General features: G+C 33.9%; 16 protein-coding genes. 1 reads left to right on the top strand and 15 read right to left on the bottom strand.

All coding sequences use genetic code 11. The annotated features are described in order from the left end of the window. Positions 1–28: 28 nt before the first annotated feature. Entirely contained in the window at positions 29–550 is a 522-nt protein-coding gene (locus HMPREF1495_RS00950; protein ID WP_034211275.1) for a cysteine hydrolase family protein, read from the bottom strand. Between the two features lie 213 nt (positions 551–763). Here HMPREF1495_RS00950 and HMPREF1495_RS00945 point away from each other — a divergent pair, with 213 nt between their 5' ends. Next, positions 764–1,210 carry a hypothetical protein gene (locus HMPREF1495_RS00945; protein WP_007595028.1) on the top strand — a complete coding sequence of 149 codons (447 nt, stop codon included), beginning with the start codon at positions 764–766 and terminating at the stop codon, positions 1,208–1,210. A 46-nt stretch (positions 1,211–1,256) separates the two neighbouring features. On the opposite strand, the gene HMPREF1495_RS00940 is transcribed toward HMPREF1495_RS00945, so the two are convergent. The 14 genes from HMPREF1495_RS00940 to HMPREF1495_RS00865 all read right to left on the bottom strand — a co-directional run bounded on the left by HMPREF1495_RS00940 (position 1,257) and on the right by HMPREF1495_RS00865 (position 19,044). Beyond that, on the bottom strand, positions 1,257–4,304 hold the full coding sequence (locus HMPREF1495_RS00940) for a toll/interleukin-1 receptor domain-containing protein (protein WP_034211273.1): 3,048 nt from the start codon (positions 4,302–4,304) through the stop codon (positions 1,257–1,259). A gap of 2 nt (positions 4,305–4,306) precedes the next feature. Continuing rightward, a complete protein-coding gene (locus HMPREF1495_RS00935; RefSeq protein ID WP_034211271.1) occupies positions 4,307–6,166 on the bottom strand; it encodes a hypothetical protein in 1,860 nt (619 codons plus the stop codon). 129 nt (positions 6,167–6,295) lie between these two features. Beyond that, complete coding sequence (locus HMPREF1495_RS00930) at positions 6,296–7,783, bottom strand: UDP-glucose--hexose-1-phosphate uridylyltransferase (RefSeq protein ID WP_007595022.1); 1,488 nt, start codon at positions 7,781–7,783, stop codon at positions 6,296–6,298. A 175-nt stretch (positions 7,784–7,958) separates the two neighbouring features. After that, entirely contained in the window at positions 7,959–8,516 is a 558-nt protein-coding gene (locus HMPREF1495_RS00925; RefSeq protein WP_007595020.1) for a chromate transporter, read from the bottom strand. Continuing rightward, a complete protein-coding gene (locus HMPREF1495_RS00920; protein ID WP_007595018.1) occupies positions 8,513–9,073 on the bottom strand; it encodes a chromate transporter in 561 nt (186 codons plus the stop codon). The genes HMPREF1495_RS00925 and HMPREF1495_RS00920 overlap by 4 nt, the downstream gene beginning before the upstream one ends. Continuing rightward, positions 9,066–10,064, bottom strand: a complete 999-nt coding sequence (mgrA, locus tag HMPREF1495_RS00915; protein WP_007595016.1) for an L-glyceraldehyde 3-phosphate reductase — start codon at positions 10,062–10,064, stop codon at positions 9,066–9,068. Before mgrA ends, HMPREF1495_RS00920 begins: the two co-directional genes overlap by 8 nt. Positions 10,065–10,082: 18 nt before the next feature. After that, positions 10,083–10,742: a YoaK family protein gene (locus HMPREF1495_RS00910; RefSeq protein ID WP_007595014.1), complete on the bottom strand. Its 660-nt coding sequence runs from the start codon at positions 10,740–10,742 to the stop codon at positions 10,083–10,085. Between the two features lie 113 nt (positions 10,743–10,855). After that, positions 10,856–11,584, bottom strand: a complete 729-nt coding sequence (locus tag HMPREF1495_RS00905; RefSeq protein ID WP_007595013.1) for a hypothetical protein — start codon at positions 11,582–11,584, stop codon at positions 10,856–10,858. Positions 11,585–11,722: 138 nt separating this feature from the next. Beyond that, the gene (locus HMPREF1495_RS00900) at positions 11,723–12,883 is read right to left on the bottom strand and encodes an SseB family protein (RefSeq protein WP_034211268.1); all 1,161 of its coding nucleotides are present in this window, start codon (positions 12,881–12,883) and stop codon (positions 11,723–11,725) included. Positions 12,884–12,895: 12 nt separating this feature from the next. After that, positions 12,896–13,531 (bottom strand): hypothetical protein, encoded by a 636-nt coding sequence (locus HMPREF1495_RS00895; protein ID WP_034211266.1) that lies wholly within the window; start codon positions 13,529–13,531, stop codon positions 12,896–12,898. 124 nt (positions 13,532–13,655) lie between these two features. Further along, positions 13,656–14,342 carry a hypothetical protein gene (locus HMPREF1495_RS00890; protein WP_034211264.1) on the bottom strand — a complete coding sequence of 229 codons (687 nt, stop codon included), beginning with the start codon at positions 14,340–14,342 and terminating at the stop codon, positions 13,656–13,658. A 112-nt stretch (positions 14,343–14,454) separates the two neighbouring features. Next, on the bottom strand, positions 14,455–15,813 hold the full coding sequence (locus HMPREF1495_RS00885; protein WP_034211262.1) for a hypothetical protein: 1,359 nt from the start codon (positions 15,811–15,813) through the stop codon (positions 14,455–14,457). Between the two features lie 113 nt (positions 15,814–15,926). After that, positions 15,927–17,663: a hypothetical protein gene (locus HMPREF1495_RS13415; RefSeq protein ID WP_242832823.1), complete on the bottom strand. Its 1,737-nt coding sequence runs from the start codon at positions 17,661–17,663 to the stop codon at positions 15,927–15,929. 94 nt (positions 17,664–17,757) lie between these two features. Then, positions 17,758–19,044, bottom strand: coding sequence for a hypothetical protein (locus HMPREF1495_RS00865; protein ID WP_034211260.1), 1,287 nt, complete (start codon positions 19,042–19,044; stop codon positions 17,758–17,760). Positions 19,045–19,075: the final 31 nt, after the last annotated feature.

The following is a 19,075-nucleotide window of genomic DNA, read 5'->3' as shown; positions in this document are numbered from 1 at the left end:
TAAGGCTTTTTATATTTACTCAAATATTTTATTTTATCTCCACTTGACAACTTCTCAATGTTTCCAGCGCGGCATTATGCTTTTCAACAGTAACTCCGGCACAGCAATTTGAATCAACTGAAATTTTCACCTCCGGCAGAAATGCTTTAATTAAAAGTGCATTTGATACAACACATATATCGGTGCAAAGTCCTACCAACTCTATTTCAATATCTTCCTTTTTTGATATCTCAAGCATCTTATTTGCCAGATCCACACTTCCGAAACTCGGTTTTTTAAAGATATTTTCCGGATCAATAAGCTTTGATATATCCGGATGCAACTCCCAACCATTAGTATCTTCTATACAGTGCTCTACCGGAAGATTTTTACCTTCCTGACTTTTAAGATAACTGTCCTTATGAGTATCCATAGTCGCAAATACATCTTCTTTTTTGTACTCCTTGATTTTATCTGTTACACCTTTTACAATAGCCTCCGCTTCCTTTGTTCCAAGGCTCCCGTCAATAAAATCATTTTGCATATCTATAACAATCAATATCTTTCTCATATAACCTCCGATATTTTATTTAAATTCCTAACACAGCTCTTTTTATCTTTTGTATTATAACACATGTCTTTATTGACATTAAACCTAAAAATACAAACCTGTAATAACCATTGTACTATGAGTATCTTGATAAATTGTTGATAAATTGTTAAGATTTTGATATAATTGTCGTCAGTGATACTTCACAATTTTTATTTTTTGGAGGAACGAAAAGTGAGAACATTTTTGACAATACTTATTGTCATACTCGTTATATTACTTGTCGCCTTAGTTGCACTATACTTCTTCGGAAGAAAAATGGAGACAAAACAAGTAGAATCCCAGGCCGCTATGGAAGCTGCCAAACAAACTGTTTCTATGCTTATTATAGATAAAAAGAAACTGAAGATAAAAGAATCAGGTTTGCCGAAAATCGTTTATGAGCAAACCCCATGGTACCTCAAATGGTCTAAAGTGCCTATTGTAAAAGCAAAGGTAGGTCCGAAGATCATGACATTGATGGCAGATGAAAAGGTATTTGCATCTATACCGCTAAAGACTGAAGTAAAAGCGGTAGTAAGCGGTATTTACATCTCAGATATAAAGAGTGTAAAGGGCGGTAAAATCGTAAAAGCCGAGCCTAAGAAAAAAGGCTTTTTTGCAAAACTTTTCAAAAAATAATAAAATGCAGATGTCCCCGCTAATCCTAAGATTAGGGGGACATTTTTTATTTGGTAGTCAAACCGATTTGTATCTTTTCATCCTCAGTAAGTATTCTCCCTGAAAGAATACTGTCTATCTCATTAGCTACCTCTTCTTCATTAAGTATCTTGTACACTGTTGACTCGATATATTGCTTGTTTTTTCCGGCATTGAAATCATAATCGGCATAATAATTTTGATCTACAGCTATCATCTTACCGTCGGAAGAAATATGTCCATTTACAGCATATTCTTTCAATGTGGAATTAAGAGCCATCTTGAGTCTTCCTGTTGAAAAATCCACTACATAGCATTTTCTTTCAGTATCATTATTTCTGATCATAAGCAATATATCGGCATTTGCATTATACAGATTGACATCTTTAAGACTCAGAGGTGTTTGACTGCAGGCCTCATCCATTTCCCATGATTTCAGTCCTGTTTTACTGCTCCAAGTAAATGCCGTATTATTTTGTATTCCCTTTGCTCTTATTTCACCTGCACCGTTTTCCACATATAATACTTCTCCCGGTATATCTTCTATATGTTCACCGGTCTCAAGATTATATATCGAGGAAATTCCCGAATATTTGTTTATAACAAATATCTTTGAATCCTCCGACAATTTTATATTTCCTGAGCTTTCCTTTATATCACTGTAATTTTTTACTTTCTCAAAAGAGTCTGTGCTATATACATTCAGGCCTTCTACAGCGTCAAGTACAAATATCTGCTTTGAATCATTGCTAAATGACAGTATTGAATCTATTGCATTTATATATATATTGTTGATTGTATCATTTTCAATATCATAAATACTTAATGTAGGCTTTTTATCCGGCGTATCCTTATCTATTCCCACAACAGTATAATATCTTCCGTCATTTGATATCTTTTGATCTTTGAAAGTTGCGGCTATACCATATGTAATATTATTGTTAAAAGGTATTTTTTTACTTGTTTTACCGTCATCATCCGATATAAATACATCATTTCCGTCAAACAAAAGCATTTTTGAAGAATCATTTGAATTTGATACTATTCTTGCATATATGGAATCCGAAGAGATTCTTGACTTTAAATCTATTATCTTTATTGTCTGACTGTCATGTGAACTTGCCAATACTTTGCTTCCGTCTTTTAAAAATATATATTCTATCGGCAATATTCCGCCATAATTTAAGTTACTGTCAGTTATAGCTCCATCCTTCCATACAGAATAATTTCCGTTTTCCGAAAATCCGACTACAGTATTTGTATTGCTGTTGTAAGTATAATACTTTAAGTCCTGAATATATATTTTATTAATTGTCTCTCCGGTTTTTCCATCCAGAATATATACAGTATTATTTGATTTTATTGCAATTTTATCGCCATTCTCACTTTCATATATTACCTTTGGATCATTAAAGTTAATAGATATCTCCTGATGAAATAATTCCCTGTTATCATACGTAATTTTTATTAAATCATTCTGGGTATTCAATAAAATACTCTCACCGTCAGCTGAATAGGCTGCCGTTTTGTACTGTTTATTTTTTATTACTCCGGGTTCTACCGTATTAACTGTAAGACTTGGAATAACTTCAATTATACTTCCGTCTGTAAGACTTCTTCTTGTTATCTGATCGTCACTGTCCGGATTTGTAATTATAATTGCCTCACTTGCGTCACTCTTTATATCGGCATTTTTTATAAGAGAGTCAATTACAAATCCTCCTGTCTGCTGCCAGTTAGCAGTGTCATATAAATAGAAATTGGTAGAGGTATTATTATTAAATGTAATAAGTGTCAGTTTTGAATCATCTTCTGAAAATCTGACAAGCATAGGTACACCCTCGGTTTCTATCTTGGCCATTTCTTCACCTGTTTCAACATCATATATAATACATGTATTATCAAATGAAAATGATGCCAGATATCGATTGTCATTAGAAAATCTCACCACCTTCACCTGCTGAGTATGTCCCGGCAAGATTTTTAATACTTCTCCGTTATCTACACTTGCAATTGCCGTATAATTGTTATCAAATCCGTAAGCTACATATTTTTCATCCTTACTTACATCCATATATGTAAAGATATTTTTAGTAGATATGGAAGTCAATGTTGAAGCTCCGCTGTGATATATCATACTGTTGAATATTGTATCCTCTTCAGCCTTCAAAGTATCATAATACTTCATATCAGGTTTTATAGACTTCATGGCTTCCTTTGCCACTAAAACAGCCTTGATAAAATCTCCCTCTTTTGTAAAGTCCTTAGACCTTTTCATAAGTATGCTTGCATTTGACTGTACCGCCTCCTGCCTGGCAAGTTCCGCCTTTTGATAAGCATTTGCCATAAACAGACCGAATATCAAAAATACCGCTCCCGATAAGGTGGAAACAGTCAGGATTCTCTTGTTTTTTCTCTCCTTATCTCTTTGCTTTAAATCCCCGAAGCTGCAGCCGAGAACAGTGGCCATTATCCTGTATTTTTCAGTTTTTAATATGTCTAAAGATTTCTTTGTAAGCTCTTTTAACTTTGGCTTATCACTCTGTTGCAGATTTTCATACCCTAAAAAATCCGTTTTAAATATATCATCAGGTCTTATATCTGCAGCCAGTATCTCATGCCCGTCATCTTTTTTCATTTCTTTAAGAGGTAAAGGAAATGCTTCATCAGGTTCACCCTCTATAAGTACAGGTATTATCCTCTCCTCCCCGTGCAAACTCTTAAATGTCTCTATTTCTCTTTGACACCACTCTGAAAGCGGCGTTCTCTTTGAACATATAACAATTAAGTATCTGCTTGTTGCAAGCGCTTCTTCTATTGAAGCACTTAAATCCCTTGCGGCAAGCTCCTCTCTGTCACGAAACACTCTGAATGTAGGCCTTTTACCGTTTTGATAAAATTCCTTAGGTGCTTTAAATGTCTCTATTAATTGGTGAACCTGTTTAGCTATACTTTGATCAGGCTCCACATGCCTATAGCTTATAAAGGCGTCATACTTATAACTTTTCTCTTTATATTCATTTGCCGCCTTTTGCATTTCATCTACATTTTGCCTGTGATTTTGTTCTTTTTCCATTCTCAATCCTCTCTCTGAAATAAAGTAAATACCGATAATAAATCATATTCCGGATGGCAGGTGTCAAACTTTTCACCTATTATTATTTTCCAATCATCTATCAAACATGGATGTGTCTTTAGGTTCTCATCCTTCTTTTCACCATACTTAAAGTTCATAGCATAATAGCTGTTACACCATCTCTTATGTTCAAGCCTTGATAAGAAATCAAGTACAGGAGCATTCTTTAGATATTCACAAAACTTTTTCTTGAACTCTTCATTATCAACTTTTCTGATTTCCTGCAGTGCACTGAATTCTTCAAACTTTAAATTCATATAAGCTTTTATCTCATCCTCAGATTTATCCGAAAATATCTTTCTTACTATCTCTTCCTTTACCCTGTCATGTGCTGCAGATAATCTTGAAGATTTCTTCTTCACATATGAGAGCTCATTCCATTTCTGTCCATCTCCCATACCTGCTGCCGCTGAGGATATGTTATAGCTGTCATTAAACTGCTTTGCTCTCTTATCAAGTGCCGCCCTTATCATAACATCTTCTGTCATAATCTGCGAAACATCTCCGAAAATTTTTATATTATCATTATTTTTAGGTAATACATAACTTAAATCTATATTTGATACATTTCTTATTATCTTCGGAACACCTTCAAAATACCTGTTTAAAAGCTTCAAGTTTTTAAGACTCTTAACGATATCTTCGTTCATAAAAAAAACAAGAGACAGATCCGTTTCATTTTTTATACTTTTAAGATAATCATACATCATATTTCTTTCAGAGCTGAGACTCATTATCTGTATATCCAAGGAATTATTTAATCCCTCATTATCCACCAGGAGCTCTTTCATCTTCCTGTCCGCATCCCTGTCTATGATGCTTACCCTTGTATTTTCCTTTAATGACATGGTCATATCGTTTGAAATAAACTTTAATAATGTAGAAGTCAGCTCATTTATACCTATTATTAAAATATGCATCCTTTTGATATTTTCATCAATAAGCTCAGGAGTCACTGCATCACCTATACCGGAGAGGGCCTCTACATTACTTGATATACTTTTGCTTACACATTTATCCGATATAAGCATTCTTACAGTCAGATCTCTCTCATCAAAATGTACTGTATCTATATTTTTAAGACTCTCTTCTTTTTTTCTTTCCTGAGCTATCATATCCTCTATATATGAGGACACTGTTTTTGACTCACATTTTACATAGCAGGTAATATGTCTTTGAGGTTTTATTCTCTTTATAACATTTGTGTACAGGGCATAATTTTCAAGATCCGCATCGGCACAAAAAAACATATACTTTGCCTTATTTATATTAAGTGCGGCAAAAAGCTCTCTTATCTCATTTCTGTCACTGTTTTCAAAATCCGTCTGATAAACGGCAATTCCCTTTTTCTCATACTTGTTTTTCATATTGTCATCTATGAAATTCTTTGAAATAAGTGATATCTTATATGAACTTTTTTCATCTATAAGATTATTTATCAATGTTTCACCCATAAGAGAGTTCTCAAATACTAAAATATGATTTCTGCTTATCTTATTTACAACTATGTTTTTCATATGTAAAAGAGTATTTGAAATTTTGGTAAATACAAAAGTGGATGTAAGTATAGGTGCAGTCCATTTTGCAATCTCATAAAAAATATTTGTTTTATCACTCGGTGAAATCGGAGGTGCAAATAAAAACAGTTTTATGATACCGTATAATACGGCAGAGATCAGTTGGAAAGGATCGTCTATCTTTGAACTGTAATATTCATACATCCCTTGAAATCCGAAAAGAATTGTCATAACAAGTATGACAAGATATATTTTCTTTTTGTAATAGGTTTTATTTTCTCTCATACTACCACCTTTTTTAGTTGTTAAACCTTATAAAAATGTAAGGCATCGCACTAATTATATCTTATCAGTGCAATGCCTTACAACTATAGTTTATAACAACAAACTTAATGATTTATAAAGTATTCCGGATTATAAAGTTTTTACAAATCTGTCAAATGCTTCCTGACCTTCACTCGTTCTCTTATAAACACCCGCACATTCCAAAACCTTTACAAAAACTTTGCTGATTTCATCCTGTACAATACCGTGAATATTTTCGGAATTGATATTGTATTTATCAATCCATCCGTCTACCCAGTCCGCATGCTTTTCCAATTCTTCACTGCTTCTTAAATCCTTTTTTGAAAGAATATACTCCTCAAGTAGTGCCATTTCTTTTTTAAGTCTTGCAGGAAGTACCGCAAGTCCCATTACTTCAATGAGACCTATATTCTCCTTCTTGATATGATGAAGATCCGCACTTGGGTGATACACCCCCCATGGGCTTTCATCAGTTGTGATATTATTTCTAAGTACAAGATCTATCTCATACAAATCTCCATTCATTCTTGCAATCGGTGTAATTGTATTATGAGGAGTTCCGTCAGTTTCTGCAAATACAAATGCATCCTTATCGGTATAAGCCCTCCAGCTTGATAAAATATGATCGGAAGCCTCCACAATCCTGTCTATATCCTTACCTTGAAGTCTGATAACGGACATAGGCCATTTTACAATACCGGCTCTAATATCCTCATATCCGGGAATTACAAAGTTTCTGTCATACCCCGCCTTTGCCATGGCAAACACATAGCCGCCGCCCTGGAAATGATCATGGCTTAAAATAGAACCTCCTACTATAGGAAGATCCGCATTTGATCCTGCAGTATAATGCGGAAACAGCTTTACAAACTCCAAAAGCTTTTTAAATACCGCCTTATCTATCTTCATAGGCTTGTGCTGTTTATTAAATATTATGCAATGCTCATTGTAATACACATATGGTGAGTACTGTAAAAAATAATCCTCTCCGTCAAGAGAGATAGGAATTAATATAAGATTCTGTCTTGCCGGATGCGAGAAATGTCCTGCATATCCCTCATTTTCCATACAAAGCAAACAGCTTGGATATCCTGATTTCTTTGCCTGTCCTGCTTTGGCTATATCTCTCGGATCCTTTTCAGGCTTTGAAAGATTAATAGTAATATCTATAGGTCCGTACTCCGTTTCGGTAACCCACTTTTCATCCTTTGCAATTCTGTCTGTACGTATATAATTCGTTCTCTTGCTGAATTTATAATAATAATCAGTAGCCAGTTTACTGCTTATATGATATATCTCTTTAAACATTCTTCTTACGGTTGAAGGCATAGGAGTAAGCTGTCCCATAATTTTTGTATCAAAAAGATCTGTCATTGTTACGGTATCATCCTCAATAATACCCTTTTCATAGGCAAACTTACACATATCGGAGAGTATATCCACAAGCGCTCTTTCCTCAGTCACCTCTTCTTCTTCAAACTCTATCTGACCGAAAAGATCCAGCAATCGGTTTGTAACATATACTCTGTCATCTTCATCCACAAGATACTCTCGCATACCGTAAGCCATAAGTTCATTGATAAGCCTGTTAATCATTTTTTTGCTCCCTAAACCAATTCTTTGTTTTTTCACATATAACACTCTGCAAGTTAATTATCAATCAAGAAATCCACAATTGCAATAGATAAAAATTTCAATACTAACGAAAATTTATTCTTTTTAAAATAAAAGAGCTGTTGACAAACATTTATGTTTGCAGCAGCCCCTATCTTTATTGAAATATTATATTGTAGAACAGATTCAATACTCCCGAGAGAAGCATTACCGATATAGGATTCTTATTATACTTTACCAAAAGTACTAAAGATATACCGAATATAAAAACCATATGTAGCCTGATATCATCTATTTTTAATCCGTTAAATCCGAATGCTGACTGTAATATCTTTATTCCCGATATTGCAATCAAAACTACCACAGCCGGTCTTAATACGGAAAGTATTGTTTGCAGTATTGTGAGCTTTTTATATTTCATATACATCCATGAAAGAAAAATAAGTAGTACGCTTGACGGAAGTATACAACCGAAAGTGGCAACTATTGCACCCGGTATACCGCCTATTCTGATACCTACAAAGGTAGCCGAATTCACTGCAATAGGACCCGGTGTCATCTGAGATATGGTAATGAGATCTGTAAACTCCTCAGGTGTAAGCCAATGGTATGCATCTACCACTTCACTTTGAATGATAGGCATTGCCGCATAACCTCCACCAAAACTGAAGGCGCCTATTTTTAAAAAACTTATAAACAATTTTAGGTAAATCATTTACTTTTCTCCACATTTTTTGATATAAAGGTCTTTATAATTCCAACCAAAATGCAAATTAATATAATATATATCACATTAACTTTAAAATAAAAATTCAAAACAAAGGCAGCCAACATTATAAGGATATTAAAAAAGCCTTTCTTTACTACACCTACCCCCATCTGAAAACTTACAGAAGCAATTACCGCACCCACTCCCGATTGCATACCTTCAAGCATAAAAGCAATATATCTGTTTTCTCTAAACAAAATATAAAACATTGATATAATAGAAATTATTAAAAAAGGAGGAATGACAGTGGCGACTATTGCCACAATAACTCCTAAAATTCCTGCAATCTTATATCCGACCACTATGGCTCCGTTTACTGCAATTGCTCCCGGTGCCGACTGTGCAATAGCTACCAAATCAAGCATCTCATCATTTTCTATCCAATGATACTCATCCACAAACTTTTTCTTCATCAAAGTAACTATGACATAGCCGCCACCAAAGGTGAATGCACTCAAATAAAGCGTTGAAATAAAAAGCTTAATAAGAATTTTCCTATTCATATGCTTTTACGATTTCATCAATCTTTTTTAATTCTTCTTCACTGAATGAAGTATTTTCTATAGCTGCAATATTATCAAGTACCTGTGAAGGTTTGGATGCACCTATAAGTACCGATGTCATAACATCATCCTTAAGCACCCATGAAAGTGCCATCTGTGCAAGACTTTGATTTCTCTCTTTTGCGATATCATTTAATTTTCTTATAGCTTCCAGTTTCTTCTCCGTAAGATTATTCTCATTTAAAAATCTTCCGTCGTTTGCTACTCTGCTGTCACTTGGTATACCGTTAAGATATCTGTCACTCAAAAGTCCCTGTGCCAAAGGACTGAAAGATATAATACCCTTCTTTAATTTGCCTGCCATATCCTTTAAACCGTTATTTTCAACAGTTCTGTCAAAGATTGAATATCTGTTTTGATTTATTATAAAAGGAACTTTAAGCTCATCCAAAATCTTTGCAGCCTGCTCCAAAGTCTCTCCGTCATAGTTTGAAATTCCTACATATAATGCCTTACCGCTGTTTACTATCTGCGCCAAAGCACCACAGGTCTCCTCAAGCGGTGTATTCTTATCCATTCTGTGGTGATAGAATATATCCACATATTCAAGTCCCATTCTCTTTAAACTCTGATCAATACTTGCTATCAGATACTTTCTGCTGCCGAAATCTCCGTAAGGACCGTCCCACATTGTATATCCGGCCTTTGTACTGATTATCATCTCGTCTCTGTACTTTCCAAAATCCTCTTTTAATATAATTCCGAAATTCTTTTCGGCACTTCCGGGTGCCGGACCATAGTTGTTTGCAAGATCAAAATGAGTGATACCGTTGTCAAAAGCTGTAAACAAAATATCCTTCATACTTTCAAGATTGGAATGGTCTCCAAAATTATGCCAGAGTCCAAGAGATACCAACGGCAATTTTAATCCGCTGTTCCCACAATAAGCATATTTCATTTTCTCATATCTGTCTTCCTTTGCAAAATACATAAAAACCCCTTTCAAATATCAATTTTCAAATTCCTTGAACATCATTAAAAAAATCATTGTAAGCATTCCTGCCGCAATCAAAATAGCCTTTTCATTAAAAAGCCCTACTGCAAAATATCCTAAAGCGGTACCGGCTATAAATATCAATATACATATATAATAATATAAACCCTTCTCTAAAGACAATTTGTCACCGGTACTGATTCCACGATAAAGATTCTGCGTTCCGCTCTTTAAATTTCCGGTACACATTGTAGTTGCTATTACAACATCTCTTATTTTAGGGAATGTGGCAAACTGCACTCCCGATACCAAAGATATTATGGAATTGGCAATTTGGTTCATATCCTGCGGCAAAAATGCCACAACTATAAATGCTGCTATTTCAAGCAGTAAAGGAATCTGCCTCCAATGTATCATATCAATTTTTTCTTTTCTACGCTTTATTATTTCAGATATAGCCACTCCTATGGCAAAGGATGTTATAGGTATAATATAATTTACCGATTCTAAAAACTTTCCTTCACATATCTTTAATGTCATCAGTATAATATTACCTGTCTCGGCATTGGCAAAAACCTTTCCACGGTTTATATATGAATAAGCATCCATAAATCCTCCGGAAAGTGCCAAGAACAACCCGACCGTTATGGACTCTGAAGTCTGCCATCTTTTCATTTTATCCCTCTTAATCTAAAAGAATACCTTTTTATTTTAAACCATTACATCGATAAATTAAAGCAATAAAAAAAGTATAGCCTATATTTTTATATAAACTATACTCTTAAAATTTACTTCAATGATGTAAATGCATCCAAAGCCTTTTGTGCTTTTTCTTCAGAAGTACTGCTCGCTGTAATAATTGCCATGAAGTTTCCGGACTTTATATAGATCTGCTTTCTGTACACGGTATAATCACCGCTTGTATCCGTAGCACTCATTGCTATGGTTTCTCTACCGTTAAACATTGCCTTGGCACTCTCCACACTGACATTTACCATACCTGAAGCTTTGTACTGCTCCTGGAGTTTGGCTACAACATTTTCCAATTCGGTTTCAGTCTCAAAAGGTGTACCCATCTTTTCTATGACAACATTTACATTGCTGACCCCTGTACCGTTCTCACTGGTAGCGTATAAATCCATATATATACTTTCATCCGCTTCTTCCTGTGTCATACCGGCTTGCTTTATAAAAATATCTCTCATCTGAGCGATATTATCTCTGCTTTCCATCTTGTAATTATTTGCAGGCGCATCAAACCTGATATTAAAAACTTCATTTGTATATACTGAATCTTCTTTTCTGCCTCTGTAATATTGTATATCATCTTCGGCATGTGTCTCTTCCTGTATAACTTCGGCCTGTGTTGTGGTTTCCTCTGTAGTAGGTACTTCGGTAGTAGTATTGGCTACAGTTGTTTCCGCCTGAGAGGCAGTTGTCTCGGCATTAGTTTTGCCGCTACATGCAGTCATCACAACCGATAAAAACAATATAGGTATAAAAATATTTTTCTTCATTGTCATCACTCCGTGTAATAAATAATTCCCGAGTATTCTAGAATCCATCTGTGACTAAATTCTGATAAGATATTACAACAATGTGATTAAAATGTAAATATTTTTTTAAACTCTCTTCTGTAATCATTAATAATTAGCCTAATTCTTTTTATATAAAGGCTCTTGTTTCATCATATTACTTGCAAAATCTGCCTGTTTTAAAGTGGCAAAATCCAGATATACCACTTCTCTAAGAAGATCTCTGCAGCTCTCATAAACACTCTTATAGTATTTTCTGACATCTTCATCATCTATATCCATTATTATAAGATATGATTTTGTACCTGTCTCATCCACCCTAAGCATCATGTCTATTAATTTTATCTCACTATGAGCATTTCCAAAGGCAATCAATCTCTTTTTTATAGCTGATACTTCTTCATTATCTGAAGGATATACCAAGAGATTTTCCTCACCGCCTTTTGTAACCTTTTTTTCTATAACTGCCTCTCCAAATTGGCTTTGGTATCCGGGTGAATTAACTATACTGTTGATATTTTCCTGATTCATATAAAAAGACTTAGGACCGTAAGGATTAATAATAAATCCACCGTCATTCTTTAAACATCCCAAAATATCCGGGAATCTTACAATGATTGTTTCCTGTTTCCAATTTGCAGGTCCTTTATCCGCCCAATTTTTCAAAGCAGTCCAGTCTGTAAATACAGGAAGTGCAGTTACTCCACCTTCAAGATTTGTACCGTAAATATTTATTTTTGTACCTTTTTTTAAAACAGTCTCTCCGCTGCCCTTAAAATCTCCCGACATATGTATGGGCAACAGATAATGTGCACTTACCATTTCACGGAAAAATAGATTTACAAAATCTTCATCCTTATAGTAATTATCATATTCATATAGAAGTCCTAGTATATATGGATTTTCCACCGCCTTATTCACATCGGATTCTATCTGAAATTCTATATTTGTAAGTAAAGCGTATTTAAAATCATCCGACTCGTCTATATGTTCAAACCATATATTTGCATATGAATCTTTTATTACTTCCAAATCATTTCCTACACCGTCTGTAATCTTTGCAATTTTAAGATGAGATACTTTACCGCTTTTAAAAAGTACGGTTACTTCCTCTTTACTTACCGTACCTTGCACATATCCTTCAAGTACTATACTTCCCGTATCTTTACAGCTCTTTACCAACATGGTAAATCTGTTTTTAACTGTTTCAACCGATTTATTTTCTTTATTATCAACACTTTTTTTAGGTGAAAAAGCATCTTTTATCTTATCCCAAAACATATATACTCCAAGTTACTGCGCTTTTGTAAAGGCGTTCAAACAGTCTTTAACAACCTTTTCGTCTTTAGCATTTATAACTATAACTGATACATCCTTTCCCGACTCTAAAAACACCTGTGTATGATACTGTGTAACACCGTTTGCGGTTAACTTTGCATTTATACAAGGAGCATCCTGACCCAAAAATTTTATAGTTGTACTTTCCGCCTTAATATCTCCCGCACCCTCATTATCCTTATTGATTTTCGCTATATTTCCGTCTATATATGCCTTTAAATCCGAGGTTATATTTACAAGTCCGAATAATACAGAGCTGCTGTTTGCAGTGTCATGTGCATACATTTTTAATGTATCATCATGTGTCTTTTTTTGCATATCACTAAGATCCTCGGTACTTACCATCTCCATATTTACAGACTTAGCATCAAACTTTATATTAAACACTTTATTGGTATATATACTGCCGTCATATGTACCGTTCATATCTTCATTGTTTGCGCGCTCAGCAGTGCTTTCTACAGTACTTGCAACAGGACTCTCTGTCTTACTTTCAGCTTTGTTATCGGCCTTGTTACCTCCACAAGCAGTTATGGAAAGAGCAGACAAAACTACAATACCCGCCATTATAAGTTTAATATTCTTCTTCATTTTTCCTCCATAGTACAAAATATACTTTTTATTTGAGTATATCACCTATTAAAATAAAAATAAATTGTTCAACCAAAAAAGCACACCTTTTTTATCAAGGTATGCCTTTTATTATAAATAATGTTTACTCTGCCTTTGTAAACATATCAAGTCCTTTAGAGCTTTCTTCAGCATTTGTTGTTATTGTCGCAATTGTATATATTCTTCCTCCAACCTCAACAAAAGCCTGAGTTGTATACTGAGTTACTCCACCCATAGTTAAATCTGCAACTATAGCAGGTACATCCTTGTCCATTAATTTTGTTGTTATGCTTTCAATCTTTAAAGCATCCTCTCCTAAGGACTCATTATTTTTCTTTGTTGTCTCAATATACTCATCCATATAGGTCTTTAAATCTGTACCTTCATCCAATATGCCTATCATAGCTATTTTAGTATAATTATTGTTGTAAGCATAAAGTTCCAATTTTCCTTCAGACTGGATTCCCATAGCTTCAAGCTCAGCTTGATCTGCTATTCTCATATCATTGGCTGTGGCATCAAACTTCAAATTCAAAGCCTTATTTGTATAAACATTATCTGCAGTAACTCCTGCAAAATCCTCTGCAGGGATATCGGCTTCACTTGAAGCTTCTGCGCTGCTTTCTTCTTTCTTTTCTTCAGTAGCTGCTTCTGCGCTTGTTTCTTTACTTTGTGCTTCAGAAACACTTTCACTTCCCACTGTTGCTTCAGCCTTTTTGTTACCTCCACATGCGGTTACAGCCAATACCGATGCTATAGCCAATACCGCCAATTTAAAACTTCTTCTCATAATGTCCTCCGTTTTATATAACTTTTTTCGTACTGATTATACAAGACAGAACATATAAAAGCTTTAGGATTTGTATTAATTTTTATTTAAGATAATTTAGGTTTAATATGATTTATTCGTATTTCTGAAATAAATCAAGTCCGGCCTGTGCCTCTTTTTCATCCTTTCCACTTGATACTATAATCATCATGTAATCATCCTTTACTACAAAGAGATATTTCTGACACTGTTTTGCAACTGTTGTATCCACATAAATATCCAAACATGATAATTCCTTACCGAGAAAATATGCATCCGATTTCTTTACCTCTGAACTTTTTAGCTGATCTTTAGGGACTTTACTAAGTTGGCTTTCCATTATCTCTTTTTGTGCATCCAAATATTCATCCATAGGCATTAATATATCATTTTTTGCCAATGAAACACTGATTCTCTTTGTAGTATCAGCATTGTCAACTGCAAACATATCTATAAATGATTTGCCGTCTTCGATATGCTTCTTTACGGCAGCTACATCCGATCTTTCTATGCCGTCATTTCCCATATTTTTAAGTCCTTCATCGCTTACAAAATCAAGACCTGTTTTGCTTATATCAAACTTTATATTGAGCATCTTATTTGAATAAACTTTATCACTTATGCTTCCAAGCACAAGAGTACCTTCAGAGTCGTTAACCTCAGTGGTATCCTCAACGGATTCTGTATCCGTATCGGCTTTTGTATCTGTATCGGCCTTTGTATCTGTATCGGATTTTGTATCTGCATTATCTGACTTATCCGATTTACTGCTTTTTGCATTGTTACCTGAGTCCGAATACTTTTCAAACATTCCCAAATACCTGTCAATATCCTCGGCATTATCACCTCTTACACGAATTTCCATAAAGTATTCACCCAGTTTCTTATATAATGTGGTGTCGGCAGATTCTATACCGTCCTCATCTATGATAACATCTACACTAAGTAACTTGTCTCCCAGAAAATCTCTTGTTGTCTTTTCTACTTTAGGGTTTTTAAATCTCTCTTTTTGCTCACTTCTTTGCTTTTTTACCTCTTTATCAATATAATTTTCCAAGCCTTTTTTCATTTCATGGTGTATATCCTTATATATCTCCACCTCCACATAATTTCCCTTGTTCTTATTATCATAAGCCTCCATATCACTTATATAATAGCCCTTATCCAGTCTGTCATGTACGGCTTCCATATCCGACCTTTTTACCACCTTGCCGTCAAGCCTGTTTGTAAATTCCTCTTCCGCAATTACATCCATATCATTTGCATTTCCGTCAAACTTTAAGTCAAGCATTTTGCTTGTATATACTCCGTCAACCACTTCACCCAATACAATGTCGTCATCTTTGAACTCACTTACAGTCTCATCGGATTTCTTATCGGATTTTGAAGTACATCCTGAAAAACAAAGTGATAAAGCAATCGCTATCATACCTAATTTTAAAACTCTCTTCATAGTCTCCTCCAAATATATTTATTCCTCAATTTTACTGATTGTATCAATCATTTGTTTTGCTGATAATTCATCACCGGCAAATGCATTTATCTCAGCAATATAATTTCCAACTTTTAAATATACAACTCTTTTATATAAGTCCTGCCCATATTTTTTATGTGTATAATTATGTATGGTCCGGTTTCTCCCAAAAATTCAGCTTCACCTTTTTTTGCCTCCGCGTATATGCCATCCATATTGTATTTATCTTTTAATACAACCACTTGCCTGTTTATATAGCTGTCAAGATCCTTTAGCATATCCTCCTTTTTTATCATAACAACTAATATACCTCCATTTTCAATATCTGCACGCATATCTACAAATCTATCACCACTTTCGAGAAGTTCCAATACCTCATCAATATCCCACTTTTTTTCATCGGTACTATAAAATCTATTATTTTCTTCTTCCCTACTTTTTATCTTCATGCCAAGTGATTTTTCATCAAATCTGATTCCGAACATCTTGTTTGTATAGATACCGTTATTTATCTCACCGATAGAAAACTCAAAATTATTATCAACTTCCTCCCACTCATTTATACTCTCTGAAGAATCTGTTGTTTCATCACTATCAAACTCAACTTGATTATCCAATACTTCAAATAATTTAAATCCGTCTTTTGGTGCCGATGAATATTCTCCACCTGAAGAAATAACTGTTATATATTCTCCTCTTTTTATAAATGCCAACTCTATGGTTGATGTTTCGTAATAATAAATTTTTTCAAATTCTATACCCGGAATCTCTTCTCCAAATAACTCTATTGTTTTTTTACTTGCATTGAAGTCCTTTTTTAGTTTATTAAGTTCTTTTTCAAGAAATGTATTCAAATCATACTCGGACTTATAGACAAATATCGCAATAGCTAATTTATTATCAGGTGTAGTCGCATGCATATCTACAAAATAATCACCTTTATTTAAAACTTCTTTTACAGACTCTATATCTGCTCTGTTCGAATCATTATATCCGAACTTATCTTTAATTTCCTCATCATTTCTAAACCTTAAATCATTAGCTTTACCATCAACTTTTAAGTTAAGCATCTTATTTGTATATATGCCGTTTTCTACTTCACCGACAGATAATTTTACATTTGCATCTACATCAAAAATATATTTTGGTTCTACATGCTCTTCATAATCCGGAGCTACAAACATACTCAAAACTTCCTGAATATCCTTGCTGTCTTTGCCCTCAACTTTTATCTCAATAAAATAATCATCAACTTTCATATATAAAATACTTTCAGCATATTCTATTCTTTCTCCGTTTAAGCGAATATCTATGCTCTGTACTTCTTTATCTAATAGTATTCCGGTTGACAATTTCACATCAGCATTATCATATTCTCCTTCATATTCTTTTTTTTGTTTTTGGAGCTCAGCTTCAATATGTTTTTCCATGCCTTTTTCTTCGGTTTCTCTATATATCTTTATGCTGACATATCTGGATGCACCTGACCTATCCAAGGCTTCCATATCATTTATATAATTTCTTTTGTCTTTACCGGCCTTTGTAGAGTCAGTATCCGAGTATTCTTTCATACCTTCTAATTCTTCTCTGCCGAGCACATACATATTATGTATTTTACCATTAAGTTTTAACTGAAACATTTCATTTATATATACATCTTTACGGACTTCTCCAATATAATCATCTGAATATTCCGTATCTGAGTATTTTAAATCCTGATATTCTGAATCCAAATTTTCTACATTTTTTAAATTATTTCTACAACCTGAAATCAGTAATATAATTACTGCAATAAACCATATAATTACTAATTTTAAGGTTCGTTTCATAGACTCCACCTCATGTGCAAAATACAAACCGGAACATATAAAAGCTTTAGGATTTGTATTAATTTTTATTTAAGATAATTTAGTTTATTAAATATTATTTTTCAAGTTTTGTAAACATATCTATATATTTACTTGCACCTTCTTCACTGTCCGCATATGATGTTATCTCCGCAACATAATTTCCTACTTTAAGAAATACTATTTTTTGATATGCTGTATTTCCATTATCGGTTGCTCTTACAGTTACATAAGGCATAGTTTCACCTATGAACTCACCACTGCCTTTTTGTGTTTCAACTTCCATACCCATTCTCTCAATACCTTCTTTTATTCCTACTACAGCTCTGTTTGCGTAAGTGTCGGTATCTTTTATATTTTCTTCCTTTTTTATCATTACACTTACAGATCCTTTTTCACCTTTAGCATACATATCAGAAAATTTTTTACCCGTATCAAGATATTCTTTTACTGCTTTAATATCCGATTCTTCTTTTCCTGTATCATAAAAGTTTTTATTTGCCTCTTCTTTACTTACAAATGTCATATTATTTGACTTTGCGTCAAACTTTAATCCGAACATCTTATTTGTATATACATCACTGTCTATCTCACCTATTTGGAGTTCAACATCTTCACCGGAAGTTTCCACACTTTCAGCGGTGCTTTTTGTTTCATTTGAATTAGCCTTTGTCTCTGCACTTTCTATTTCTTCCTTATCGTCCAATATTTCAATTGAATCAAAACCTGTTTGTGGAGCAGCTGCATAAGTCCCGCCTGAAAGAATAACCATTATATATTCTCCCCTTCTTATAAAAGCCAGTTTCTGATATACTTTTGAATCTTTTCCATTTATTGTGTATCTTATACCTTTAACTTCTTTTCCAAGCACATTTATGGTTGTTTTACTTGCACCCAAATCAGAATCCAATTTTGTCAACTGTTTCTCCAAAAAAGTATCAAGGTCGGAATCAGACTTAAAAAGCATCATTGCAACAGCTCTTTTATTTTTTCTTGTAGTTGCATACATATCTACAAATGTATCACCTTTATCTAAAACTGCTTTTATTGAATCAATATTTGTTCTGTCCGAATCATTATATCCGAACTGCTTTTTAATTGAATCATCACTCTCAAAATTATAATTGTTTTCTATTCCGTTAACCTTTATATTAAACATCTTATTGGTGTATACACCATTTTCTATCTTTCCAACTGAAAAATCTTTATAAGTATCTGAATCTACCACATAATTTGATTCAACTTTTTTTGTAGTTTCCACTTTTTGTTCAAAATCTTCACTGTTTTTCTTACCGCAGGCATTCATAGATAACATAGATACAGCCATCAAACCAATAACAGAAATTTTAAATATTCTCTTCATTTTTCCTCCTCATGTGCAAAATACAAACTCC

The sequence above is a fragment of the Lachnoanaerobaculum sp. MSX33 genome (assembly GCF_000512995.1).
In the GTDB taxonomy this organism is placed as follows: Bacteria; Bacillota; Clostridia; order Lachnospirales; family Lachnospiraceae; genus Lachnoanaerobaculum.
The sequence above is the reverse complement of the archived record's forward strand: the minus strand, read 5'-3'. Positions and strand labels throughout refer to the sequence as shown.